22 protein-coding genes and 3 tRNA genes are annotated in these 22,255 nt (G+C 46.2%); 16 read left to right on the top strand and 9 right to left on the bottom strand.

The features are described 5' to 3' along the window. Positions 1-401: 401 nt before the first annotated feature. From ACR3I3_RS04915 to ACR3I3_RS04955, 9 genes are all read left to right on the top strand, one after another. The gene (locus ACR3I3_RS04915) at positions 402-1,607 is read left to right on the top strand and encodes a methionine adenosyltransferase (protein WP_440953446.1); all 1,206 of its coding nucleotides are present in this window, start codon (positions 402-404) and stop codon (positions 1,605-1,607) included. A gap of 283 nt (positions 1,608-1,890) precedes the next feature. After that, positions 1,891-1,999: transfer RNA gene (locus ACR3I3_RS04920), tRNA-Tyr, on the top strand. 79 nt (positions 2,000-2,078) lie between these two features. Next, a tRNA-Asp gene (locus tag ACR3I3_RS04925) sits at positions 2,079-2,151 on the top strand. A gap of 235 nt (positions 2,152-2,386) precedes the next feature. Beyond that, positions 2,387-3,238, top strand: coding sequence for a sulfide/dihydroorotate dehydrogenase-like FAD/NAD-binding protein (locus tag ACR3I3_RS04930; protein ID WP_440953447.1), 852 nt, complete (start codon positions 2,387-2,389; stop codon positions 3,236-3,238). Further along, positions 3,229-4,599, top strand: coding sequence for an NADPH-dependent glutamate synthase (gene gltA / locus ACR3I3_RS04935; protein ID WP_440953448.1), 1,371 nt, complete (start codon positions 3,229-3,231; stop codon positions 4,597-4,599). The genes ACR3I3_RS04930 and gltA overlap by 10 nt, the downstream gene beginning before the upstream one ends. A 121-nt stretch (positions 4,600-4,720) precedes the next feature. After that, positions 4,721-6,760 (top strand): phosphoadenosine phosphosulfate reductase domain-containing protein, encoded by a 2,040-nt coding sequence (locus tag ACR3I3_RS04940; RefSeq protein ID WP_440953449.1) that lies wholly within the window; start codon positions 4,721-4,723, stop codon positions 6,758-6,760. Between the two features lie 77 nt (positions 6,761-6,837). After that, positions 6,838-7,917, top strand: coding sequence for an AI-2E family transporter (locus tag ACR3I3_RS04945; RefSeq protein ID WP_440953450.1), 1,080 nt, complete (start codon positions 6,838-6,840; stop codon positions 7,915-7,917). A 101-nt stretch (positions 7,918-8,018) separates the two neighbouring features. Further along, positions 8,019-9,926: a threonine--tRNA ligase gene (locus ACR3I3_RS04950; protein ID WP_440953451.1), complete on the top strand. Its 1,908-nt coding sequence runs from the start codon at positions 8,019-8,021 to the stop codon at positions 9,924-9,926. 33 nt (positions 9,927-9,959) lie between these two features. Further along, a complete protein-coding gene (locus ACR3I3_RS04955) occupies positions 9,960-10,250 on the top strand; it encodes an acylphosphatase (protein WP_440953452.1) in 291 nt (96 codons plus the stop codon). A 105-nt stretch (positions 10,251-10,355) separates the two neighbouring features. Here ACR3I3_RS04955 and ACR3I3_RS04960 read toward each other — a convergent pair whose 3' ends face one another. Beyond that, positions 10,356-10,562, bottom strand: a complete 207-nt coding sequence (locus ACR3I3_RS04960; RefSeq protein ID WP_440953453.1) for a hypothetical protein — start codon at positions 10,560-10,562, stop codon at positions 10,356-10,358. 145 nt (positions 10,563-10,707) lie between these two features. Here ACR3I3_RS04960 and ACR3I3_RS04965 point away from each other — a divergent pair, with 145 nt between their 5' ends. After that, positions 10,708-11,184 carry a toprim domain-containing protein gene (locus ACR3I3_RS04965; RefSeq protein WP_440953454.1) on the top strand — a complete coding sequence of 159 codons (477 nt, stop codon included), beginning with the start codon at positions 10,708-10,710 and terminating at the stop codon, positions 11,182-11,184. Here the strand turns inward: ACR3I3_RS04965 and ACR3I3_RS04970 are convergent. Both ACR3I3_RS04970 and ACR3I3_RS04975 read right to left on the bottom strand, forming a co-directional pair. Continuing rightward, positions 11,172-11,327 carry a hypothetical protein gene (locus tag ACR3I3_RS04970; RefSeq protein WP_440953455.1) on the bottom strand — a complete coding sequence of 52 codons (156 nt, stop codon included), beginning with the start codon at positions 11,325-11,327 and terminating at the stop codon, positions 11,172-11,174. The two genes, ACR3I3_RS04965 and ACR3I3_RS04970, sit on opposite strands and share 13 nt — an antisense overlap. A 6-nt stretch (positions 11,328-11,333) precedes the next feature. Beyond that, the gene (locus ACR3I3_RS04975) at positions 11,334-11,471 is read right to left on the bottom strand and encodes a hypothetical protein (protein WP_440953456.1); all 138 of its coding nucleotides are present in this window, start codon (positions 11,469-11,471) and stop codon (positions 11,334-11,336) included. A 268-nt stretch (positions 11,472-11,739) separates the two neighbouring features. Here ACR3I3_RS04975 and thiI point away from each other — a divergent pair, with 268 nt between their 5' ends. Continuing rightward, entirely contained in the window at positions 11,740-12,918 is a 1,179-nt protein-coding gene (gene thiI / locus ACR3I3_RS04980) for a tRNA uracil 4-sulfurtransferase ThiI (RefSeq protein ID WP_440953457.1), read from the top strand. 159 nt (positions 12,919-13,077) lie between these two features. On the opposite strand, the gene ACR3I3_RS04985 is transcribed toward thiI, so the two are convergent. From ACR3I3_RS04985 to ACR3I3_RS05010, 6 genes are all read right to left on the bottom strand, one after another. Next, positions 13,078-13,149 (bottom strand) — tRNA-Ala (locus tag ACR3I3_RS04985). 57 nt (positions 13,150-13,206) lie between these two features. Then, the gene (locus ACR3I3_RS04990; RefSeq protein WP_440953458.1) at positions 13,207-13,476 is read right to left on the bottom strand and encodes an elongation factor 1-beta; all 270 of its coding nucleotides are present in this window, start codon (positions 13,474-13,476) and stop codon (positions 13,207-13,209) included. A gap of 9 nt (positions 13,477-13,485) precedes the next feature. Continuing rightward, the gene (locus ACR3I3_RS04995; protein ID WP_082087317.1) at positions 13,486-13,650 is read right to left on the bottom strand and encodes an HVO_2753 family zinc finger protein; all 165 of its coding nucleotides are present in this window, start codon (positions 13,648-13,650) and stop codon (positions 13,486-13,488) included. A gap of 101 nt (positions 13,651-13,751) precedes the next feature. Continuing rightward, on the bottom strand, positions 13,752-14,384 hold the full coding sequence (locus tag ACR3I3_RS05000; RefSeq protein WP_440953459.1) for an amino acid kinase family protein: 633 nt from the start codon (positions 14,382-14,384) through the stop codon (positions 13,752-13,754). 20 nt (positions 14,385-14,404) lie between these two features. Further along, positions 14,405-15,382: a hydantoinase/oxoprolinase family protein gene (locus ACR3I3_RS05005; RefSeq protein ID WP_440953460.1), complete on the bottom strand. Its 978-nt coding sequence runs from the start codon at positions 15,380-15,382 to the stop codon at positions 14,405-14,407. After that, complete coding sequence (locus ACR3I3_RS05010; RefSeq protein WP_440953461.1) at positions 15,379-16,302, bottom strand: ATP-grasp domain-containing protein; 924 nt, start codon at positions 16,300-16,302, stop codon at positions 15,379-15,381. Before ACR3I3_RS05010 ends, ACR3I3_RS05005 begins: the two co-directional genes overlap by 4 nt. Positions 16,303-16,435: 133 nt before the next feature. Here ACR3I3_RS05010 and ACR3I3_RS05015 point away from each other — a divergent pair, with 133 nt between their 5' ends. From ACR3I3_RS05015 to trkA, 5 genes are all read left to right on the top strand, one after another. Further along, positions 16,436-16,849 (top strand): heat-shock protein, encoded by a 414-nt coding sequence (locus ACR3I3_RS05015; protein WP_440953462.1) that lies wholly within the window; start codon positions 16,436-16,438, stop codon positions 16,847-16,849. Between the two features lie 153 nt (positions 16,850-17,002). Beyond that, positions 17,003-17,566 carry a nucleotide exchange factor GrpE gene (gene grpE / locus ACR3I3_RS05020; protein ID WP_440953463.1) on the top strand — a complete coding sequence of 188 codons (564 nt, stop codon included), beginning with the start codon at positions 17,003-17,005 and terminating at the stop codon, positions 17,564-17,566. Positions 17,567-17,661: 95 nt separating this feature from the next. Beyond that, positions 17,662-19,518 carry a molecular chaperone DnaK gene (gene dnaK, locus ACR3I3_RS05025; protein ID WP_440953464.1) on the top strand — a complete coding sequence of 619 codons (1,857 nt, stop codon included), beginning with the start codon at positions 17,662-17,664 and terminating at the stop codon, positions 19,516-19,518. Between the two features lie 66 nt (positions 19,519-19,584). After that, positions 19,585-20,784: a molecular chaperone DnaJ gene (dnaJ, locus tag ACR3I3_RS05030; RefSeq protein ID WP_440953465.1), complete on the top strand. Its 1,200-nt coding sequence runs from the start codon at positions 19,585-19,587 to the stop codon at positions 20,782-20,784. Between the two features lie 125 nt (positions 20,785-20,909). Next, positions 20,910-22,244 (top strand): Trk system potassium transporter TrkA, encoded by a 1,335-nt coding sequence (gene trkA, locus ACR3I3_RS05035; RefSeq protein WP_440953466.1) that lies wholly within the window; start codon positions 20,910-20,912, stop codon positions 22,242-22,244. The last annotated feature ends 11 nt before the right edge of the window (positions 22,245-22,255 follow it).

Here is a 22,255-nt window from a genome sequence, read left to right on the forward strand (position 1 = left end):
AGAACAGAAATGTCTGTGTTATTTATGATCATTGAATTATCGAACTTTTTTGGGATTCATGTTCTCAAATACATTTATCCTTTATAAGTATTGCATGGATGATGGGAAGTTCATACCTTCAGTGATCGATCGATTGATTTTTTGGTTGCTTGCTTACTCGATTGATTGGTCGATCGAATGGGGGATCATCTATCAATTGACCAATCGTTTGATCTGCTGAATGTTCTTTCATTTTTGTGAGCCCTGTGTGTGCTTCATGTTATAACTATGGGTTATTAAATAAAACTCATGTAGTAACGATTTTATATAATTTATTCATCTTATAGGGTAATTTCAAAGACCATTTAATTTATAAGGATCCCAATCCTGTTCGTCTTAAACTTATTAAAAGAGGCTAAAAAATGATACGAAATATCAAAGTTGAACAACTTCACGAGACCCCCATCGAGAAGCAGGAGATCGAGCTTGTAGAAAGAAAAGGTATCGGTCACCCTGATAGTATCAGTGACGGTCTTGCAGAGGCTGTAAGCCGTGCCCTTTGTAAAGAGTACATCGACAAGTGCGGTACAGTTCTTCACCACAACACCGATGAGACCCAGATCGTTGCAGGCAGGTCCAATCCAGAGTTCGGTGGCGGAGAGGTCATCAAGCCTATCTACACTCTTCTTGTCGGAAGGGCTACCAAGACATTCGATGGAATGGAGATACCTGTCGAGGCAGTTGCTCTTGAAGCTGCACGTAACTATGTCAGGAACACTATCGTTGACATGGACATGGAACGCGACATGATCATCGACTGTAAGCTTGGAACCGGTTCATCCGATCTCAGGGATGTTTTCCACAGGGATCACGTTCCTATGGCAAACGACACATCATTTGGTGTGGGCCATGCTCCGTTCTCCGAACTTGAGCAGATCGTTTACAATACCGAGAGGCAGCTTCTTACAGATCTCAAAAAGAAGAGCATTCCAGGGATCGGTGAGGATATCAAGGTAATGGGTCTGAGGGACAACGACGATATTTCCCTGACCATCTGCTGTGGTATGGTAGGCAGGCACATCGATGACATGGACCACTACGTCAGTGCAAAGGAAGAGATGACCGAGTACGTTCTGGACCTTGCAAGCAAGTACACTGAGAGGAATGTCTATGCCCACATCAACACTGCAGATGACATTAAAGGTGGTTGCGATTGCGTTTTCCTTACCGTTACAGGTACCTCTGCGGAGATGGGTGATGATGGTTCAGTAGGACGTGGAAACCGTTCCAACGGTCTTATTACACCAAGCAGGCCAATGAGCATGGAAGCAACAAGTGGTAAGAACCCGATCAACCACATCGGCAAGATCTACAACCTCCTTTCAACACAGATGGCAAGGGATATTGTAAGTAAAGTTGATGAGCTCAGTGATGTTCATGTAAAACTGCTCTCACAGATCGGTCAGCCTATTGACCAGCCATTGGTCGCAAATGCCCAGATCATTCCTGAAGATGGTGCAAACTTCGCTAACGTAAGGTCTGAGGCAGAGGTCATTATCGATGACTGGCTTGAGAACATCACCAAGATCACTGACATGGTTATCAAAGGTGAGCTCACAACCTTCTGAGATCATACACTCTTTAACATGGGTAGCTTATGGGAAGACAATGTGGTCTTCCATGAGCGGGCAGTTGCCGGAACTTCGTATCGCAACTGCCATTTCTTTCTATTTTTGTCCCTACTTCCTTTCGATTTTGTATCTTTCACCTTTTTTCTGGCTTTTTCACTCAGATTCCCTTTACAATTTGCTCCAAAATTGCTCAGACGGCGAAAAGAATAAGTATTATTATGCATATGAAGGGGTTGCATCTCACGTTGGTGGGGTGTAAGGATGCTGTATTCAGCGGAGACCCGCCTTAACTCAGTGGTAGAGTGCGCGGCTGTAGTATGGTTCATGCGACTTGTCGCACATACCGCGCAGGCACCGCGATGTCCCCGGTTCGAGTCTGGGAGGCGGGACTAAACATCCTAAAACCTCAAAAGGTTTATATACCTGGATGAGTATTAGGGTGTGCTCACAGCAGCAATCACTCGCAATGTCCGAATAGTGTAGAGGCCTATCATGGAGCCCTGTCGAGGCTCCGACCCGGGTTCGAATCCCGGTTCGGGCGTATAATTTTACCGGCAAATTATGCCGGTAATAATTTTCTTATTCTAACAAAACATTATTGACTTTTAGCAAATATGCAAATTTCTAATCCCACTTACGCTTGTTTCCCAAAACGCATCTGGAAAGGGTTTTCTTCTTTAAATAGAAAACTTAATGTACAATGGGCATTTGATGGGTAACATTAATATATTGGTATAAAGTACGCGTACTTCCGACTGTATTATGAAAGTGATCTAATGGCATACAAAATAATAGAGAAACGTCAATTGGTGCCGAATGTGCACCTGATGAACATCGAGGCTCCTGATGTGGCTGCGGCTGCAAAGCCCGGTCAGTTCATTATTCTTCGTATTGATGAAGAGGGCGAAAGGATCCCTCTGACAATTGCAGATTATGATGCAGACAAGGGTTTTGTCACCATCATCTTCCAGGAGATGGGTAAGACGACGAAACAGCTTGCAAAGCTGGCTGCAGGTGATGATCTTCAGGATTTCGTGGGTCCTCTGGGCAAACCATCCGAGATCGAAAAGATCGGTACTGTATTGCTTGTGGGTGGAGGGATCGGCATTGCTCCTGTCTATCCTCAGGCCCGTGCATATCGTGAGATCGGTAACAAAGTGATCTCCATTATTGGTGCACGCAATGAGGAAATGCTCATCCTTGAAGATGAAATGAACTCTGTAAGTGATGAACTTCTTGTTGCAACAGATGATGGTTCCAAAGGTCACCACGGTTTTGTTACAGATCTTGTCAAACAGCTTCTCGACAGCGATGAAAAGATCGACAGGATCGTTGCCATTGGTCCTCCTATCATGATGCGCACAGTTGCCGGTGTCACTGAACCTTACGATGTTGAGACTATTGTAAGCCTCAATCCGATCATGGTGGATGGTACAGGTATGTGCGGCGGATGCCGTGTGAATGTTGGCGGCGAGACAAAGTTCGCATGTGTGGATGGTCCTGAGTTCAATGCAAAGGATGTGGACTTCAACCTCCTGATGAGCCGTCTGTCATTATATCGCAAAGAGGAAATGGACTCTCTTGAGAGCTACAACAAAGGCTGCGGAGATGAGTGCAAATGTCAGTAACACAGGAAATGCCTGAACAGCCTGCTGAAGAACGTATCCACAACTTCGAAGAGGTTGCACTGGGTTACTCTGAAGAGCAGGCTATCCTTGAAGCAAAGCGTTGCCTTGAATGCAAGAATCCAAAATGTGTGGAAGGCTGCCCTGTGAATATCAATATTCCTGGCTTTGTCTCCAAAATGAAAGAGGGTAATTTCGAAGAAGCTATCGCTGTGATCAAGGAAACCAACACCCTTCCTGCAGTGTGCGGCCGTGTCTGCCCTCAGGAAGAACAGTGCGAGAAACTTTGTGTCCTTGGAAAGAAGAACGACCCGATCTCCATCGGTCGTCTTGAAAGATTCTGTGCGGACCGCGAACGTGAGGCTGGTGTCAAGGACCCTGTTGTTGCCGAACCAACCGGCAAGAAAGTGGCTATCGTAGGTACCGGTCCTGCGGGACTTACAGCAGCATCAGATCTTGCAAAGGCAGGTCACTCAGTAACAATGTTCGAGGCATTGCATGAAGCAGGCGGAGTATTGATCTACGGTATCCCTGAGTTCAGGCTTCCAAAGGCTATCGTGAAAGAAGAGGTAGACTACATCATGAAGCTGGGTGCAGATCTTAAGGTGGACTATGTTATTGGCCGTATAAAGACCCTTGACCAGCTTGAGGATGATTTCGATGCGGTTTTCCTCGGAACCGGTGCAGGTCTTCCTAAGTTCATGGGGATCGAGGGTGAGAACCTGAATGGTGTCTACTCCGCAAATGAGTTCCTTACACGTGTCAACTTGATGAAGGCATACCGTTTCCCTGAATATGACACTCCGATCAAGAGGGGAAGCCATGTCATCGTAGTAGGTGGCGGTAATGTTGCAATGGATGCAGCACGCAGTGCATTAAGGCTTGGTGCAGATGAGGTAAGCATCGTCTACAGACGTAGCGACGAAGAGCTTCCTGCAAGACGCGAAGAGATCGAGCATGCAAAGGAAGAGGGCATCGTATTCCGTCTCCTGACCAATCCTGTACGCATCCTTGAAGGCGAGAACATGACCGTCAACGGTGTGGAGTGCATTAAGATGGAACTTGGAGAACCTGATGAGTCAGGCCGCAGACGACCTGTGGAAGTTAAAGGTTCCGAGCACGTTATCGATGCTGAAATTGTCATCATGGCTATCGGTACTTCACCTAACCCTATCATCTTCGAGGGTTCAAAAGGCCTTGAGGTCACACCATGGGGCACCATTGTGGTGAACGAGACAGGCATGACATCAATTGATGGTGTTTGTGCAGGTGGGGATGCTGTGACAGGTGCGGCTACAGTGATCAGTGCAATGGGTGCAGGAAAACTGGCTGCAAAGACCATCAACGATTACCTTTCAAAATAAAGTCAATCTATAGCAGGTCATAAGGGCCTGCGATCTCTTTTTTATTTCTGTTATCTCTTGTTACACTCACTTTATGTGTTTCATGGAAGTATTTATGAACACCAATCCCCATTTCATGTCAATGCACTTAAAAAAGGCCAATTCACAAATGCATAAGGTTACTTCTAACAAAAGCAAGAATAGCTCTCGGGAAAATAAGAGATCTTTCAGGAAATCCTTCCCTGAAAAACATCCTGTCCTTTTCTGGTGCAGTGAATGTAATGCACCTCTTATCAAGCCGGAATGTGGCTCATGTGGAGGGGAAGTGCTTGAAGTGAAACTTTCGGGTACAGGTGACATCCGTTTCTGTTCACCCTATGAGCGTGACGTGCTTGGTGAATTGCTTCTATCCGAGTATGGCTGTGATCCTATCGGACAGCATATGGTCCTTTTGAACAAGATACCCGGTGATGATAAGACTGACGAAGTCATCGTTGACGGGTTTAATGTTGGTGTATTGTTCTATGACATGCATACGATGGGCGATCGGTTCGAGCCATCTGCAATGGGTGCACAGTTGATCCATTCACTTTCCGATAGAAAGACCGTTGTCCTGGGGAAGGCAGGTTTGCATCTTAGTGGCAAGAAGATCAGGGCAGATGCCCTTGAGAGCTTCAGTGATGATATCAAAAAAGGTGACTTTTTGATCGTGGTCTCCGGCAATCTTGTCGGGTCGGGTGTCGCCCTGTGTGACAGTGCTGAAATGGACCTCATCGAGGGTCCGGTTGTAAGGGTTCGGAAGATCATGAGCGATACAATGGTTCTAAGTCCGAAAGTCCCTTCGATGGCTGATGTTGTAAACGCCAACCTGCCTCATCTCAGGCAGCTTGGTAAGAATGCGATGAACACCATCAAGGGCATTGCGAACCAGAAAGAATTCCGCGATCTCCCTGTACACGTATCTTTCAGCGGGGGGAAGGACAGTCTTGTGGTCCTTGACCTGACATTGAGCGCCCTTAAGAACAGGGATGTAAGCGCCTTTTTCCTGAACACCGGGATCGAGTTCCCGGAAACTGTGGATTTTGTGCATGAATATTGTGAAAAACGTGGCATTGAGCTTATCGAGGCAAAGGCAGGAAATGCCTTCTGGGACAATGTTGAAAGCTTCGGTCCTCCTGCAAAGGATTTCCGCTGGTGCTGCAAGGTCTGCAAACTTGCTCCTGCGGGGGACGTGATCGACAACTGCACTAAAGAAGGCGGGGTTTGCCTGACCATCGACGGGAAGCGCAGGTATGAGTCCTTTTCCAGGGCCAACATTGCGGCAAGTGAGAAGAACCCATTTGTTCCCGACCAGTTGAACATATTCCCGATACGGGACTGGCGTGCCATTGAGGTGTGGCTTTACATACACTGGCGCGGGCTGGATTACAATCCTTTGTATGACCGTGGGTTTGAGCGCGTTGGTTGCTACCTGTGCCCTGCAGAACTCTCCGCAGAGTATGAGGGGTTGCGTGAGATCCATCCGGATATGTATGAAAGGTGGAATGACTATTTGCTGAAGTGGGCACGGTCCCGTGGTCTTTCGGCTGAGTATGTAAAGCATGGGCTATGGCGCTGGAAGGAACTTCCTCCAAAGATGGTGATACTTGCCAATGAGCTTGGGATCGATACCGAGCATGTTCGCGCCGATGAGGATTTCTCCATAGTCCTCACCTCAGGGTTCTCCCCCTGCAGGGAGGGCGGCTATACTGTCGAGGCGAACGTCAGCGGTGTGCTTTTAACCGAAGCTGCTGCCGTCATGAACATACTGGGTACAACTGTCTTCTCAGAGGACCTTGGCATGTTGCTTCTCAGGATGGGGAACGATTCTGTGAAATTCTTCTCATCGGGCAGTCTCAAGGTAACTGCAGGATCGGAAGATGTTGCCCGCAAAGTCCTCAGGATGGTCGCAGAACAGCTGATACGCATCAACAAGTGTACTGAATGTGGCATCTGCCTGAAGATCTGTCCTGTGAATGCGATAACTCTGGGATCTGAAAAAGGGAAGTTGTACATAAACGATGATTGCATTCGTTGTGGTAAATGTACTGAAGCATGTGTCGTCATGAAATATTCGGACCGGCTTCTTTCCGATATACTGGATCTGGGAGGTAAGGTTACGGGTGCAATCTCTTTTGAGTGAATTATTAATAGTGTGTTGAAGTTATATTATATGTCTACTAATATTATTATTCGTTAAATTTACTGTATGTGTGTTCGATGGTCACGGATATATCTAATGAGCTGTCCCGGCAGATAGGTTCCAGATGGAAGGTTCTCGTAATCGTAGCCTTAGTCATACTTTTCTCCATATTTGTTTACATTTTACTGCCGCTTGCTGATGGTATTATGCTTGGCCTTGTTTTCGCATACATAGCAAGGCCGATCTATACGTTCTTACAAAAGAAACGTCATGTAGGTGCATTCATTGCCACGATGTTCATTGTAGCACCTATTATTCTGATCCTCGGAATGGGTATTATTGAGATCGCCAACCAGATCGTCTGGATTACTGAGAACCAGACCGTTGTGATCAGTAATCTGTTCGATTTCATACGCAACCTGAACATTCCTCATGAATACTATGCGCAGATACAGCAGACAATATGGGATTCATCCCTTTCGATCCTGCCTCTGCTTGGTAACCTTGTATTCGTTTCCTATGCTCGCGGGATAGCGATGTTCGTGATAAATCTAATGATAGCTGTCTTTGTATGCTATTTCCTTCTTGCAGATGGTGATTCCCTTTATCATGCATTTCTAAGGGTCGTTCCTGATGGAAATAAGTCTGTTGTCAAAAGGTACATCTACCACATGGATGTGATACTTGGTGGTGTTTTCATTGGTAATGCCTATGCGGCACTTTCAGTAAGTACTCTTTCTGTTATCGTGTTCTATGCCTTTGGTCTCTCACATGTGCTTGCTCTGGCCACACTCATATTCATTGCATCTGCAATACCCATGTTTGCTGGTTACATGGTACTGGTGGTCCTTTCCATCATACGCTATCTCAATCTTGGACTTGAGAGCGCTGTGATCTTCTTTGTTGTATGCTCGATCATCATCTATGTGCCACCTGAGCTTTTCCTGCGCCCCTACCTTGCAAGCGTAAAGTCGCATATCCATCCGTTCCTTATATTCCTTGCATTCCTTGGTGGTGCTTTTGTCGGTGGTATCGCCGGCTTCTTTGCAGCACCGATACTCCTGGGCTCCATAATAGCAGCCTATAAGGTGTATGTGGAGTGTCTTGACAAAGCTGAGGCTGAACAGGCGGAAGCGGGACTAATTGCAGAAGAATAAGTTCTTTTTATCAGTCCATTCCTATTTCTCAAATGTTTACTTGAAAAAGGTTAATAAGGATTGGTTTAATTAAAGCACAGGATTATTTAACCGGTGAGATCATGCAGTTATTACTTATCCATTCTGATTATATTGAATATGAGGTAAAAAAGAGTACCCCTGTTGCTGAAAAGATTGAGGATTCCTTCAAGAAGGGGCGCCTTGAGGAAGCACTTACGGCTTTCATGGCCGTTGAGAGCTTTGATGAGGCTGACCCGCAGCAGGTGATAGATAGGGCAGTAGCAGAGATCGAGAAGGTCGCTACTCAGGTGAAGGCAGAGAGTGTGATGCTGTATCCTTATGCACACTTAAGTTCTGACCTTTCATCTCCCAAGGTCGCTGTAGCCGTTCTCAAGAGCATCGAGAAGGAACTTACTGGCAAGTACAATGTCATGAGGGCACCTTTTGGCTGGTACAAGGCGTTCAGCATCAGCTGTAAGGGTCACCCGCTCTCCGAGCTTTCACGTACCATCAGGCCGGACGAGTCTGCTGCCTGTGGCGAGGCAATGGTGGTCAAAGAGGAGAAGGAAGAGGTTGTTTCCGAAGCACTGAAAGCAGAGGACACTGCAAAGTCCTACTGGCGCATTCTGACCCCCGATGGCGAGCTTCATGATGCTGAAGGCTTTGATTTTACCGGGTATGACAACCTGAAGAAGTTCGTTGATTATGAGCTCACCAAGAACAGGAACATTGACAAGGCACCACCACATGTGGAACTGATGCGCAGGCTTGAGATCGCAGATTATGAGCCCGGTTCCGATTCCGGTAACATGCGTTACTATCCTAAGGGAAGGCTGATGAAGTCACTTCTCGAGAACTTCGTTATTGATGAATCTACAAAGATGGGTGCAATGGAGGTAGAGACACCTCTGATGTATGATATGAACCACCCTACCCTGAAGAAGTATCTTGACAGGTTCCCTGCACGTCAGTACTCCATCGAGTCAGACAAGCGCCATATGTTCCTCAGGTTCGCTGCCTGCTTCGGCCAGTTCCTGATGAACCACGACATGACAATCTCATACAGGCATCTCCCGCTCAAGATGATCGAGCTTACCAGGTACAGTTTCAGGAAGGAACAGCGCGGTGAGCTTGTGGGTCTCAGGAGACTGCGTGCTTTCACAATGCCTGATATGCACACTCTTTGTCCTGATATGGAAGGCTCTGTTGCCCAGTTTGGTGAACAGTACAGCATGTGTATCGATACCCTGAGCAAGATCGGTATCGATGTTAGTGACTTTGAGGTTGCCATACGCTTCACACGTGACTTCTACGAGAGCAACACCGACTTCATCACAGACCTTGCAAGAAAGGTCAACAAACCTGTCCTTGTGGAGATGTGGGATACAAGGTTCTTTTACTTCGTCCTTAAGTTCGAGTTCAACTTCGTGGATGCCATCGCAAAGGCCAGTGCATTGTCCACTGTGCAGATCGATGTGGAGAATGCTGAGCGCTATGACATCAATTACATTGATTCTGATGGTGAAGCAAAGCGTCCTGTCGTCCTTCACTGCTCTCCGAGCGGAGCTATTGAGAGGTGTATCTATGCCCTTCTAGAAAAGGCAGCAATGGATGCAGAGGCCGGCAAGGTTCCGAACCTCCCTGTATGGCTGTCCCCTACTCAGGTCCGTGTGATCCCTATTGCCGAGAGGCATATGGAGTTTGCCAACAAGGTTGCAGATGCCCTTCATTGCCGTGTGGACATTGATGACCGCGAGGAGACAATCGGCAAGAAAATCCGTGAGGCAGGTCGTGAATGGATCCCGTATGTGGCAGTTATCGGTGATTCGGAGGTTGAAAGCGGTAAGGTCAACGTGACCATTCGTGCTGAATCCGATCCAAAGAAGCCAATGAAGGTGGAAATGACTGCAGAGGAGCTTAATGAGCGTGTCCTCTCTGAGATCGGCGATATGCCATACCGCAGCTTACCTCTTGCAAAGTTACTTTCAATGAGGCCAAAGTTCCTTTGAACAGGTAACTTAATAGATATCCAAAGTGTGCTCATGTCCGGGAATAATGATATTGCCTGTGCGGAGATATATGTCTCCGGCAGGGTCCAGGGTGTATACTTCAGGGCATTCACCCTTAAGGTAGCTGCAAGGCTTGGTCTGGTCGGCTACGCCCAGAATCTCCCGGACGGGCGCGTGAAGGTCATTGCACAGGGGGAAAAGTCTCTCATATTGGAGTTGGTGGATAACCTGCGAATAGGGCCTGAACTTTCCAGTGTTGAGGATCTTGACATTAACTGGTCAGCTCCTTTTGATGAGCTCACCGAATTCTTTATCAAAAGATGAATGTTTTGTAATGTTTGTCCATAGTTCCCTCTATGGTTTTAACTATATTCGGAACTTTTTTACTTTTTGATCATGTGACTTAGTGCTTGATCCGTCTTGCCGCTTTCAGTATCCTGTCTCTTCAAAGATCTCGTATTCTGTCTCAGCAAGTTTCTTCTCTATTTCTTCGATGTCAAGTACCTCTTTTAGTTCTGCCAGGCAATCCATGCAAATATGGGTGTGTCCGACGATGCGGCCTTCAGCAACCTCCTTTCCATATTCGCCTTCCACTCCTGCTTCTGCACAAATCTTCCCACAAAAAATGCAACCCATTTATACCACTCCTTGATGGATCTATTGCCCCCTCCATCTGTATAAAGTTTAATTAATGTCCATATATAACATTGTCGATGTGTGATTGTTGTTGTTTATTGTCGTGGGATGATTATTTACTCTTGAGTTCCAATATCCTGTTTTGATGTCAGAACATGAGCAGAATGAGAACTTGTCTGTGAAAAGATCTGAGCTGAAAGCACCTTTTTTTGTATATCAAAAAAAGCTTGAAATGATGGAGGATCTCCTTAATGAACTTCATGAATGTTCAAATAAAGGTGATATTATTGTTGTTGAAGGGAAGAGGGATGTAATCTCCCTGAGAAAATTAGGTTTCCATGGGGATATTGAGCTTGCAACCCATCGTCCTCTTACGGAGCTTACCTCTAAGATCGTTGATAGTGGTAAAAAAGCGATAATTCTGACAGACTGGGATCGGCGTGGTGACATTCTGGCTTCAAAGATCTCAGAAGACCTCAGGTACTTTGATGTCGATGTTGATGTGTATGTCCGTGAACGTTTAAGTTCTATGGTAAAAAAAGAGATCAAAGATGTGGAGAGCCTTTATTCCTATGTTGTTAAACTTAGGAAGCTCGCAAGTGATCCACATCAGGCGGTATAAGCGGATTGTTCTGAAATGCTGAATGCAGGGTCTATGGAGGTTGTTCTTCCACATTTTTTACAATAGTACATGGCGTTATCGCCAATACGCATTATCTTCAGGTCCACATCACACATGTGACACTTCAGGACTGTATCCAACATTTTACCTCACTCCAGAATTGTAATGGAGTCAAGCCTTGCAGTTCCTGCCTCTGTCCAGTATTTACAGACATTGCAAACCTGTATGTTATCCCCTTTCAATTCAAGTCTTGAGCTACATTTTGGACACTTATTTAATGTTTTCATTTTACGTCTTCCCCTTTCTGAATATCTATCTCACAGAGGGAACATGGCCTACGATGATATGCATAAGTGTGTCTTGAGTTTCCCACTCCCCAAACACGCCCATATTCCCTCTGCTGTCGTTATTGAAACGACGCCCCCCCGTATCCTGACGGGACAGTAAACCTATATAAATAACTCATTAATATTTATATTTTTCTATGGAATGGTCTTTTTGGGTTCTTTTGCCTTTACCCAATAGCTTAAAAAAGATGTATGAATACTATGCACCATGTATGATGTGGTTATTGTGAGGTATGGTGAACTGGCCCTTAAGAGCCAGGGTGTCAGGAACCTTTATGAAAGGATACTGGTCCGTAACCTTGAAGCCATGCTGAAGCAGGAAAACGTTTCTTTCTCCAGGGTTTACAGGGAATGGGGACGAATTTTCATAGAATCTGATGATCCGAACGCTGCAAAGGCAGCTGCAGATGTTTTTGGAGTAGTGTCCGCTTCTTCTGCAATTAAGGTGGAAGCTGATGTTGCTGCTGCTGCAAAGGTATGTGCTGACATCGGTGCTGATATTGTCAAAGATGGAGAAACCTTTGGTATCCGTGCACGTCGCTCGGGTAAACACGGTTTGTCTTCCACAGACATTGGCCGCCTCTGTGGAGATGCAGTATGGAATCGTCTTGAATCCCTTGGAAGGACTCCGAAGGTTGATCTTTCTGATCCTGATCATGAGATATCCGTGGAGATGAGGCAGAACAGGGCTTATGTTTTCACCGATATCGTGAAAGGTGTAGGTGGATTGCCTCTTGGAACTCAGGGCAAGATGGTCGTCCTGATGTCCGGTGGAATCGATTCTCCGGTGGCAGCCTGGCTTATGATGAGGAGAGGTGTGAAGATAATACCTGTCTATGCCAACAATTCTCCGTTCTCTGATGACAGAGCACGTGAAAGGGCAATTAAATGTGTGGAAGTATTGCAGAGGTGGTCCCCTGCAGATCCTATCAAGATGTATGATGTTCCACACGGGGCTAATCTTGATTCATTCAGAAATCTCTGTAATGAGAAGAACACTTGCCTTCTCTGTAAACGTACTATGTATCGCATGGCATATGAGATCATGAAAAAGGAAGGTGCTGACGGCATAATCACCGGCTCATCCATTGGTCAGGTTGCTTCTCAGACGGCTCCTAATATGCATGCTGAGATCTACGGGCTTGGTATACCTCTCTATCATCCGTTGATAGGACTTGACAAGACCGAGATCATTGATTTCGCAAGGCGCATAGGTACCTATGAAGTATCCATTTTGCCAACTTCCGGATGTGGTGCGGTTCCTGAGCATCCTGAGATCAATGCAAGTTTTGATCTGATAGTCAGGGAAGAGGAAAAGCTTGACATTGAAGATATGGTAAAAGAAGCTGTTGCGAACGCAAAGTCCTTCTTTGTAAAAGATAATTGATCAGTTTGAGTGATGGGCTTTGTTCTTTCACTCATTGATCTGTTCCTTCTATTATTTTTTATTTTTCATAGTGTTTACATAAGTGCATAATCTCTTTTCATCCTACATAGGGACGTCAAAAATAACTTGTAAGAACAGGATTACTCTCTATTTCTGAGGTGGACTCGGCGGGATTTGAACCCGCGGCCTTTACGTTGCGAACGTAACGATCTCCCCCTGATCTACGAGCCCGCTATAATGATGTGAACTAAAAAGAAAGAAAAGAAAAAAGAAAAAGTTCCTGTGCGATTATACAGGTCTGCCCAGATCGGTAACCTGTACGCTCTCTACACCGGAAACTGCTGCAAAAGCCTCTTCAACAGATTCGGTGCCGCCCTCAAGGTCGCCTACAAGGACTACTACCTTGAGTGCTTTAAGGCCGAATGCAACAGGCTCTACCTCTGATCCGTAGATAGATGCGCCTTCAGGCAATGCTGCTTCGAGCTTGCTCTTCAGGTCTTCAAGATCTGTGTCTACGCCCTCTGGCATAATTTTCATTGTTGCTGCTACTTCTCCCATGTTCATCCCTCATGGTCCTACAAAGCCGCATTTAGGGCACTTGTAAGGGTTGCTCTGTTGTCTGCACTTGGTACATCTTCCGAGCTCGGTGTCACATGACGGGCAAGGGAATCTTGTGAATCCCGTCTCGACAAGGCGAACTCCACATGATGTGCATTGTTCAACTTTTGCCATTGTAATTCTCCTTTTAATTCTATAAACGTGTATAATGCTTGAACGAAACGCTTCGTGTCGCGATAAGCTATAACGGTTTCAGTACATACTCGGTATATAATTTAAATATTCCCCTTGATGTATGTTCCCTTCACAACCTTTCTTTCGATAGCGGCAACGACCCTTTCCGGGTAATTTCCGTTTATGATGGTACAGTCCATGCAATAGCAGGCCAATATTTTCGGTAATATTCGGTCGGCGCAGGTCTCTCCCATGCTTTCGAGTTCGTTAGCAGTGATCTCCTCTATCAGTTCATCTCTTTCCAGAACGCCATCGACATCTGTGGCTTTGATGAACATTGCTCCTGTTCGCCGTGCCACCCATGCTGCAATGGTGTCTGATGTCACATCCCATGAATGTTCCAGTTCATCAGTATCCTTGAGCATCTTGTAAGGAAGCAGAATGGAGACTCCCTTTGGTATATGGTCCGTATCATCTATCAAAGGTATGCCGGTCATGTCATTAAGCATGTATGCATATTGTTCCATTGATGCTATTGCCATCCAGTGGGATGCATCATCAGTCAGTGAATATTTTCGGCTGGCTTCCCTGATCGAATTGGCAAAGATGCCTCCGCCAGGTACTACCAGTATCTTAACATCGTTTTCTCTGTCTCCAAAGTGTGAATCGACTTCTTTTAGCAGATTTTCGGCTTGCTCTATCAGGCTGCCGCCTAGCTTGAGGACTACTTTCATTCCTTAATGGTCCGTATGTCTTAATTCATGTTCTCGCTTTCAAGCAGCTTTGCTGCAGCATAAGCAGGGAAGACCTTTGAGATCTCGGCTCCCCACTTGTCGGATGCAGAGAAGCAATCAAGACCAAGGCGCATTGCAGCTTCTTCGATCATGAACTCTCCCAGTCCGGCTGAAACTATAATGTCAAGGCCGTTCTTCTCTGCAACAGTGGATATCGCTTCACCTAGCATTGATATCTGTGTTTCCTTCGCATCTTTTGCTATCTTGAGGATATCTTCTTCGGAGATCTCTGCAAGGTCGGCACACACTACGCGTGCAAGCCTTCTCATACAATCGATCCTGTCCTTGCCTGCGCCATCTGCGGTCTCGCATGTGAACAGTTCGCTGTTGATATCTCCAAGAAGCATGTATGCGTCTGCAGTTGTTGCGAAAAGCTCGGATGATACTCTGCATGTTCCTTCTTCCAGTTCTACTGTCTTTAGCAGGGCTGCAAGGTTTGTGCGCAGGGTTCCTGCATAGACCAGCTCACTTCGAAGCAGCCTGGAGAAATCGGTGTGCCCTGCCAGATGATTTCCGTCCTTGATGGGGATTATATCACTGGTGGTGCTTCCCACATCCACAAAGATACAATCGCCTACCTCTTTTCCAATAAGGCGTGCAGATGCGGCCCAGTTAGCAGCGGCAAGGTCTCTCGTCTTAAGGGTGCTGTCCTGGAAATATCCGGTGTTGTTCACGTATTTGATCTCACAGTCAAAAGCGTTATTTACAGCGTCCATAATGAAGCTGATCCCCTCGTCCTTGTCAGCAAAGCAGTCCGCGAGTTCTCCTGTCATCACAACGGCCAGTCCGTCCGGATCAAGCCTTTCTGCAAGTTCCTTAAGGGCCGATGGGAGTGTTGTGTCCTTCCATAAAGGGATGTAGAGGAGTTCCTTGATCTCCTCATCAGATGAAGCAACTTTTGTATTGGCTCCGCCAATATCTATTCCAATATATCTCATATCAGTTCCTCTTTGGTGAATGAGTAATTTCCTGTAATACTGACCTGCGGAAGTTCTTCCCCGAGTGCGTTTGCGATAAGAAGTTCCGCTATTTCCCTGTCCATTATCTTTGTGATCCCCACAAGGGAAGTTGTTGGTCTCGGGTTGACATCGATCACATATGGCCTGTCTCCCAGTACGATGTCAACTCCTGTATAACCATTGCATTCAAGCACACGGGTAGCTTCGATTGCTGTTTCGTAGAGCTCCTGCTTACGTTCGGTGAGGTATGGTGTTGTACATCCGCAGTAATCCACGGCAGAGGTGTCTTTGTCAGGATGGATCTCTATAAGCTGCTTGTTCACTGTTAAAGGCATTGTTTCCTTTCCGCAGATGAGGCTGACACTGAGGTGTTCACCGTCAATATACTCGGTTGCTATCTGTCCTTCCTCCAATTCAGGTTTGTGGGACACAAAAGTATCCTCGGATGCACATCCGAATCTTGGTTTTACTACCCAGCACCTGTCATCGGGAAGGTTCTGCTCCGGAGAGAATGTTTTCGGGACCGCAACTGATGTGTTCTCCAGTTTTCTTGTGCATTCGAGTTTATCCGAGCAAATGGCTACACAACTGGAGTTGCAGCCCATATTAAGTGTATTTTTATCTATTATTGCTGTGATCTCGGCCAGCAGTTCTTCCGGTGCTATTACAAGGGCAGCATCGCAGTCCTGGCTTTGCACATCAAGGACCTTTTTGATGTCCTCCTCACTCGAAGTGACCGGCTTGCCATTTTCTATTACGGGGCCTGATGATGTGTATATTACTTCATGTCCAAGTTTTGAGAAGCTGGATGCCAGCGTGTGTAGCATGGCTTTGCCTTCCAGCAGGTAGGTCCCACCCATGCCGGTGCTGACTGCGTATTCAGAAAGAAGTATTTTCATGTAAGGTGAGATTCTATCATCTTATTTGTTATTTACTGTGGATCACTTTTGGATCTTCTATTCTGTCCGATATGCATGCAAAACAATTATTATTTATATAAGCAATACAAATTACAACTCGAGGGATATATAGGTGAATGCGGAATTTTCAGATAATCCATTTTTGCAGGCACTTGCAGTTTCAGGTACAATGTCCATTTTTATGATCGGCATGGCGATCGGGGTCATGAACATCATTTCTACCCGCATAAGTCCAATGCCTTCTTACATGATACTACTAATCTTCGCTGTGATATTCATAGTGGGTTCTGTCTTCTTTGAGAAGCGGGGGGCCGATCAGATAGGTGCTCTCATTGGCGGATGTGTTGTATCGCTTGCATCTACCATCTCTATCTTTTCTTTCTTTGGTGGCGTTGATTTTGTCCTCAATGGCGGACTTACTGAATTGGGGCCGGACCGCTTGATATCGGCACTTGCTATATGCATGATAGCCAGCATGTTGCTTGTAAAATTGCTTTCATATAAGATGCAGGCAGAATATGCCTGATCCTGCTTGATCAAAGACGGTTGTTGGTGTCTGTTTTTGATCTTTTTCTTTTTAGTCTGATCTTTTGGCAAAACAAAAAAGTATTTATAGAACTACAAACAATCACATGCTGTTGTATTATACCGCTGATAAATTATGGCGGAGTCGTGATCAATGACAGGTAAATCTGGAAAGAAATGTAAATCTAAAGAAGAGAAGGATTCGTGCACTTGCTGTGGCGGTGATGATGTGTCAGAGAACGTGACCGTTGAAAATCCCGAAGCCACTTCTGCGGATTCCGAGATCCTGGGGCTTAAAGAACAACTGGTTCGCCAGCGTGCGGAGTTCGAGAACTTCAGGAAGCGAAGCATACGTGAAAAAGAAGAGTTCCGAAAGTTCGCTCTTGAGAATCTGATGGTTGATATGCTCGAGGTATATGACAACTTTGAGCGTGCACTTGAATCTGCTAGAAAGACAGATGATGTGAAGTCGGTTATCGAAGGTGTTGAGATGGTCTTCAGGCAGTTCGTATCTATCCTTGAAAAGGAAGGCCTGAAAAAGATCGATTGTGCTGGAAAGGAATTCGATCCACATCTTCATGAGGCAATGATGCACGTCCAGACAACGGTACATCCTGACCAACATGTTGTTGATGTATGCAAGCCTGGTTATGAGCTCAACTCAAAGGTCATACGTCATGCGATGGTAACGGTTGCCGATAATCCGGATGAGAACTGACAATTGATATTTAGGGAACGTATCCTGAACAATATTGTAAAGAAGACGAAATTATTGTTAATTACTTAATAATCGAAGACAAGTGAGGTATTATCATGGGAAAGATACTAGGTATTGATCTTGGAACTACTAATTCATGTATGGCTGTCATCGAAGGTGGAAAACCTACTGTTGTCCCTAACGCAGAAGGTGGAAGGACAACTCCTTCGGTAGTTGGTTTTTCCAAGAAGGGAGAAAAGCTGGTAGGTCAGGTCGCAAAAAGACAGATGATCGCCAACCCTGATAACAGTGTAAGCTCCATCAAGCGTCACATCGGTGAAGGCGACTACAAGGTAAACCTGAATGGCAAGGATTACACTCCTCAGGAAGTTTCTGCAATGATCCTTCGCAAGCTCAAGGATGATGCTGAAGCATATCTTGGTGAGACCATCACACAGGCTGTTATCACCGTACCTGCTTACTTCAACGATTCCCAGAGGCAGGCCACAAAGGATGCCGGAACCATTGCCGGACTTGAGGTTATGAGGATCATCAATGAGCCTACCGCTGCATCCCTTGCATATGGTCTTGACAAGGAGGAAGGCGACCACAAGATCCTTGTGTACGATCTCGGTGGCGGTACTTTCGATGTATCCGTTCTTGAGCTTGGTGACGGTGTCTTTGAAGTGCTTTCAACAAGTGGTGACACTCACCTTGGTGGTGACGACTTTGACCACAGGATCACACAGTTCCTGATCGAGGAGTTCAGGAAGGCTGAAGGTATCGACCTTTCAAATGATAAGGCTGCACTCCAGCGTCTCAGCGATGCTGCCGAGAAGGCAAAGATCGAGCTTTCCGGTGTGGCCTCAACCAATGTGAACCTGCCTTTCATTACAGCAGATTCCAACGGCCAGCCAAAGCACATTGATATTGACATCACAAGGGCACAGTTCGAGAAGATGACCGAAGACCTTGTGGAGAAAACACTTGTTTCCATGAAGCAGGCACTCAGTGATGCAAAGGTCACTCCAAAGGACATTGACAGGGTACTTCTTATTGGTGGTTCCACCAGGATCCCTGCAGTATACGAACTTGTGAAGAACTTCATCGGAAAGGACCCATACAAGAACATAAATCCTGATGAGGCTGTTGCAGTCGGTGCAGCTATCCAGGCAGGTGTACTTGGCGGAGAGGTCCATGACGTCCTTTTGCTTGATGTCACACCTCTGACACTGGGTATCGAGACTCTTGGCGGCGTTGCAACACCGCTTATCGAGAGGAACACTACAATTCCTACAAAGAAGAGCCAGATATTCTCAACTGCTGCAGACAACCAGCCATCTGTGGAGATCCATATCCTGCAGGGTGAGCGAGGAATTGCCTCTGCCAACAAGACCCTTGGACGCTTTATTCTCGATGGTATACCACCTGCACCAAGGGGGATGCCACAGATCGAAGTTACCTTTGACATCGACTCAAATGGTATCCTTCACGTGAATGCAAAGGACCTTGGTACCGGCAAGGAACAGTCCATCTCCATCCAGAAGCCTGGTGGATTGTCCGACGAAGATATCGAAAAGATGGTAAAGGATGCTGAAGCCCATGCAGAAGAGGACAAGGCACGCAAGGAAGAGGTAGAGATCAGGAACAATGCCGAATCCCTTGTAAATGCAGCTGAGAAGACCCTCAAAGAGGCTGGTGACATTGCAACCGATGAGCAGAAGACAACCATCGAAAAGGCTATCGCAGATGTGAAAGAAGCTCTCGAGGGTGAGGATTCCGAAGTTATCAAGGCGAAGACCGAAGCATTGCAGGAAGCTGTTTACCAGGTATCTGCTGCAATGTATGAGAAGGCACAGAAGGAAGCATCTGCAGCCGCAGAAGCTGAAGATGCCGGCGCATCCACTTCAGGTTCCGGATCAGATGAGACTGTAGTCGACGCTGACTATGAGATCGTGGACGAAGATAAATAAATATCTTGAAGGTATAGGTGCAGATGCTTCCAATCTGCACTTTAATTTATCCATGAAGGAGATTTAATGTCGACCACACGTGATTATTACGAAATACTTGGTGTATCCAAGGATGCCTCTGAGACTGATATCAAGAAAGCATACCGCAAACTTGCGATGAAATTCCATCCTGACAAGAACAAGGAAGCGGATGCTGAAGAAAAGTTCAAGGAGATATCCGAAGCTTACGCTGTGCTTTCCGATAGTGAGAAGAGGGCACAGTATGATCGGTTTGGCCATGCAGGTATAGATGGTCGATACAGCACGGAAGACATTTTCAGGAATGCTGATTTTGGCGGTTTCGAGGATCTTGGTGATATCCTTGGCAGTATCTTCGGAGGCGGTTTTGGCGGTTTCGGAGGTTTTGGTGGCGGAGGTCGCCGCAGGCAGGGTCCTGTAAGAGGTTCAGATCTGAGGTATGACCTGGCTGTCACTCTGGAACAGGCTGCTTTTGGTGAGCAGGTCAAGATCAATGTACCCCGGGCAGAGAACTGTGAGACCTGTGGAGGTACCGGTGCAAAGGAAGGCACAAGTCCAACCACCTGTCCGAAATGTCATGGCAGCGGTCAGATGACCCATGCAAGAAGGACACCGCTTGGAAACTTCATGACCACTACCACTTGTGATAACTGTCACGGCAGAGGTCAGGTCATCGAATCCCCATGCCCGGTATGCAATGGATCAGGAAAACAGAAAAAAGTACGCAAGCTAGAGGTAAGGGTTCCAAAAGGAGCTGATACCGGTCTGCGTCTGAAGATCAGCGGAGAGGGTGAGGCTGGTAGTCCTGGCGCACCGCCTGGTGATCTGTATGTTGTGATCCATGTGAAAGCTCACGAAAAGTTCGATCGCGTAGGCGATGATATCATATATGAGGCTCCTATCACATTCTCCCAGGCAGCTCTGGGTGCTGAGATAATGGTGCCTACACTTCATGGCAAGGTCAAGATGAAGGTCAAGGAAGGAACCCAGACCCATTCAATATTACGTCTGAAAGGTAAGGGTATGCCGCATCTCCACGGACACGGTCAGGGAGACCAGCTTGTAAAGGTCGTTGTTGAAACACCAACGAATCTCACCGACAAACAGAGGTCTCTTTTGGAAGAGCTTGATAGGCTCAGTGGAAGCAAGTCTTCCGGTTCAAAAAGTGGAAAAGGCTTCTTTGACAAGATGAAGGATGCTTTTGAAAGTGCAATTTCAGACGATACTCCAGACCCTGTTGATTCCTGATCATGGGTTTTGATCTCTATTTTTTTTTCTTATGTCTTCTTTGTGTGGAGTAAACTTTAACACAGATACCGGTTATTAAAACTATCTTATACTTCCAATTATTTTCATAGGTTTGTGTGATCTTTATGAAAATCATAATCGTCGGAGCCGGTGAGGTCGGCTATCATATAGCAAGTTCCCTTTATCTCAATAACGATGTAATTGTTATTGATAAAGATGAGGCTGCATGTGCACGTGCAGATGAGCTGGATGTGCAGGTCATTCATGGAAATGGTGCCAATGTATCGATATTGGGAAAGGTGCTAAGCGATGCTGATCTGCTCGTTGCTGTGACTGGTTCGGATGAGGTCAATATAGTCTCATGCACAGCAGCCAAACTAATGGCCCCTTCTTACAAACCGTTCAAGACAATGGCAAGGGTAACGAACCCTGATTATATTGACAGGCCGGTTGCAACCCGTACTCAGATAGGCATTGATGTCATGATCTGTCCAGAACTCTCGCTTGCTTCCGAGGTCGCTGAGATCCTTTCCATTCCATCGGCTATTGATGCAGAAGCATTTGCAGGTGGGAAGATCAAGATGATGGAATTCGTTGTGTCTGAGGACAGCGATCTGGTAGACAAGAACATGAAGGACCTTGAACTTTCTGACTGCTGTATAGTGAGTGCCATTTACAGGCAATCGGATATCATCATCCCTCATGGTGATGATGTCATACATGGTGATGACCACGTTGTCGTCATCGGCAAATCCGATGCCATGGCCAATGTCGGAAATCTCTTTGCAGGTCATGAGGAGGCTGTAAGCAGAATTCTGATCATTGGCGGTGGGACAGTTGGTTTCTATCTTGCAAAGCTTATTGAAAAGAGCCATGCTTCTATCAAGATAATCGAAAAGGACCTTGGCCGTTGTGAGATCATTGCGGAGGCGCTTCCAAAGGTACTTGTACTGAAAGGCAATGGTACGGACATCACCCTCCTTAAGGAGGAAGGTGTGCAGGATATGGATGTTGTTATTGCTGTGACGGATAGTGATGAGAAGAACCTTTTATGTGCTCTGCTTGCCAAGCAGCTTGGTGCAAAGAAGGTGGTAGTACGTTCAGATCATCTTGATTATGTCCCTCTGTTCGAGCTTGTGGGCGTGGATCGTGCTGTGAGCCCGAAGGAAGCTACCATCAATGAGGTACTGAAACTTACAATGGGTACGGGTATCGAGGCTCTGACAATGATCGAGGGTGAAAAGGCCGAGATCATCGAATATATCGCATCAAGCAAGTCAAAGGTCGTTGGAAAACCACTGAAGAACGTTAAATTCCCTGAAGGTGCACTTGTTAGTATGGTAGTCCATAAAGGGGAAACATTCGTTCCACGTGGGAACTACATTATCAAGGAAGGCGACCGTGTGCTCATATTCTCATTGCCCTCTGCGCATCAGGCCGTTGAAAGATTGTTCAAATGATCTAAGGAAGG

The organism is Methanococcoides mangrovi (genome assembly GCF_052057775.1).
Classification (GTDB): Archaea; Halobacteriota; Methanosarcinia; order Methanosarcinales; family Methanosarcinaceae; genus Methanococcoides.

What these genes read in the sequence shown, in the direction of transcription:
- dnaK (WP_440953464.1), top strand. Translation starts at nt 17,662, where the DNA reads ATGGGAAAGATACTAGGTATTGATCTTGGAACTACTAATTCATGTATG.
- ACR3I3_RS04970 (WP_440953455.1), bottom strand. Translation starts at nt 11,327, where the DNA reads ATGTTGGATACAGTCCTGAAGTGTCACATGTGTGATGTGGACCTGAAG.
- thiI (WP_440953457.1), top strand. Translation starts at nt 11,740, where the DNA reads ATGTATGATGTGGTTATTGTGAGGTATGGTGAACTGGCCCTTAAGAGC.
- grpE (WP_440953463.1), top strand. Translation starts at nt 17,003, where the DNA reads ATGACAGGTAAATCTGGAAAGAAATGTAAATCTAAAGAAGAGAAGGAT.
- ACR3I3_RS04955 (WP_440953452.1), top strand. Translation starts at nt 9,960, where the DNA reads ATGTCCGGGAATAATGATATTGCCTGTGCGGAGATATATGTCTCCGGC.
- ACR3I3_RS05010 (WP_440953461.1), bottom strand. Translation starts at nt 16,302, where the DNA reads ATGAAAATACTTCTTTCTGAATACGCAGTCAGCACCGGCATGGGTGGG.
- ACR3I3_RS04940 (WP_440953449.1), top strand. Translation starts at nt 4,721, where the DNA reads ATGCACTTAAAAAAGGCCAATTCACAAATGCATAAGGTTACTTCTAAC.
- ACR3I3_RS04995 (WP_082087317.1), bottom strand. Translation starts at nt 13,650, where the DNA reads ATGGCAAAAGTTGAACAATGCACATCATGTGGAGTTCGCCTTGTCGAG.
- ACR3I3_RS04950 (WP_440953451.1), top strand. Translation starts at nt 8,019, where the DNA reads ATGCAGTTATTACTTATCCATTCTGATTATATTGAATATGAGGTAAAA.
- ACR3I3_RS04960 (WP_440953453.1), bottom strand. Translation starts at nt 10,562, where the DNA reads ATGGGTTGCATTTTTTGTGGGAAGATTTGTGCAGAAGCAGGAGTGGAA.
- ACR3I3_RS05000 (WP_440953459.1), bottom strand. Translation starts at nt 14,384, where the DNA reads ATGAAAGTAGTCCTCAAGCTAGGCGGCAGCCTGATAGAGCAAGCCGAA.
- ACR3I3_RS04975 (WP_440953456.1), bottom strand. Translation starts at nt 11,471, where the DNA reads ATGAAAACATTAAATAAGTGTCCAAAATGTAGCTCAAGACTTGAATTG.
- ACR3I3_RS04915 (WP_440953446.1), top strand. Translation starts at nt 402, where the DNA reads ATGATACGAAATATCAAAGTTGAACAACTTCACGAGACCCCCATCGAG.
- ACR3I3_RS04990 (WP_440953458.1), bottom strand. Translation starts at nt 13,476, where the DNA reads ATGGGAGAAGTAGCAGCAACAATGAAAATTATGCCAGAGGGCGTAGAC.
- trkA (WP_440953466.1), top strand. Translation starts at nt 20,910, where the DNA reads ATGAAAATCATAATCGTCGGAGCCGGTGAGGTCGGCTATCATATAGCA.
- dnaJ (WP_440953465.1), top strand. Translation starts at nt 19,585, where the DNA reads ATGTCGACCACACGTGATTATTACGAAATACTTGGTGTATCCAAGGAT.
- ACR3I3_RS04965 (WP_440953454.1), top strand. Translation starts at nt 10,708, where the DNA reads ATGTCAGAACATGAGCAGAATGAGAACTTGTCTGTGAAAAGATCTGAG.
- ACR3I3_RS05005 (WP_440953460.1), bottom strand. Translation starts at nt 15,382, where the DNA reads ATGAGATATATTGGAATAGATATTGGCGGAGCCAATACAAAAGTTGCT.
- ACR3I3_RS04930 (WP_440953447.1), top strand. Translation starts at nt 2,387, where the DNA reads ATGGCATACAAAATAATAGAGAAACGTCAATTGGTGCCGAATGTGCAC.
- gltA (WP_440953448.1), top strand. Translation starts at nt 3,229, where the DNA reads ATGTCAGTAACACAGGAAATGCCTGAACAGCCTGCTGAAGAACGTATC.
- ACR3I3_RS04945 (WP_440953450.1), top strand. Translation starts at nt 6,838, where the DNA reads ATGGTCACGGATATATCTAATGAGCTGTCCCGGCAGATAGGTTCCAGA.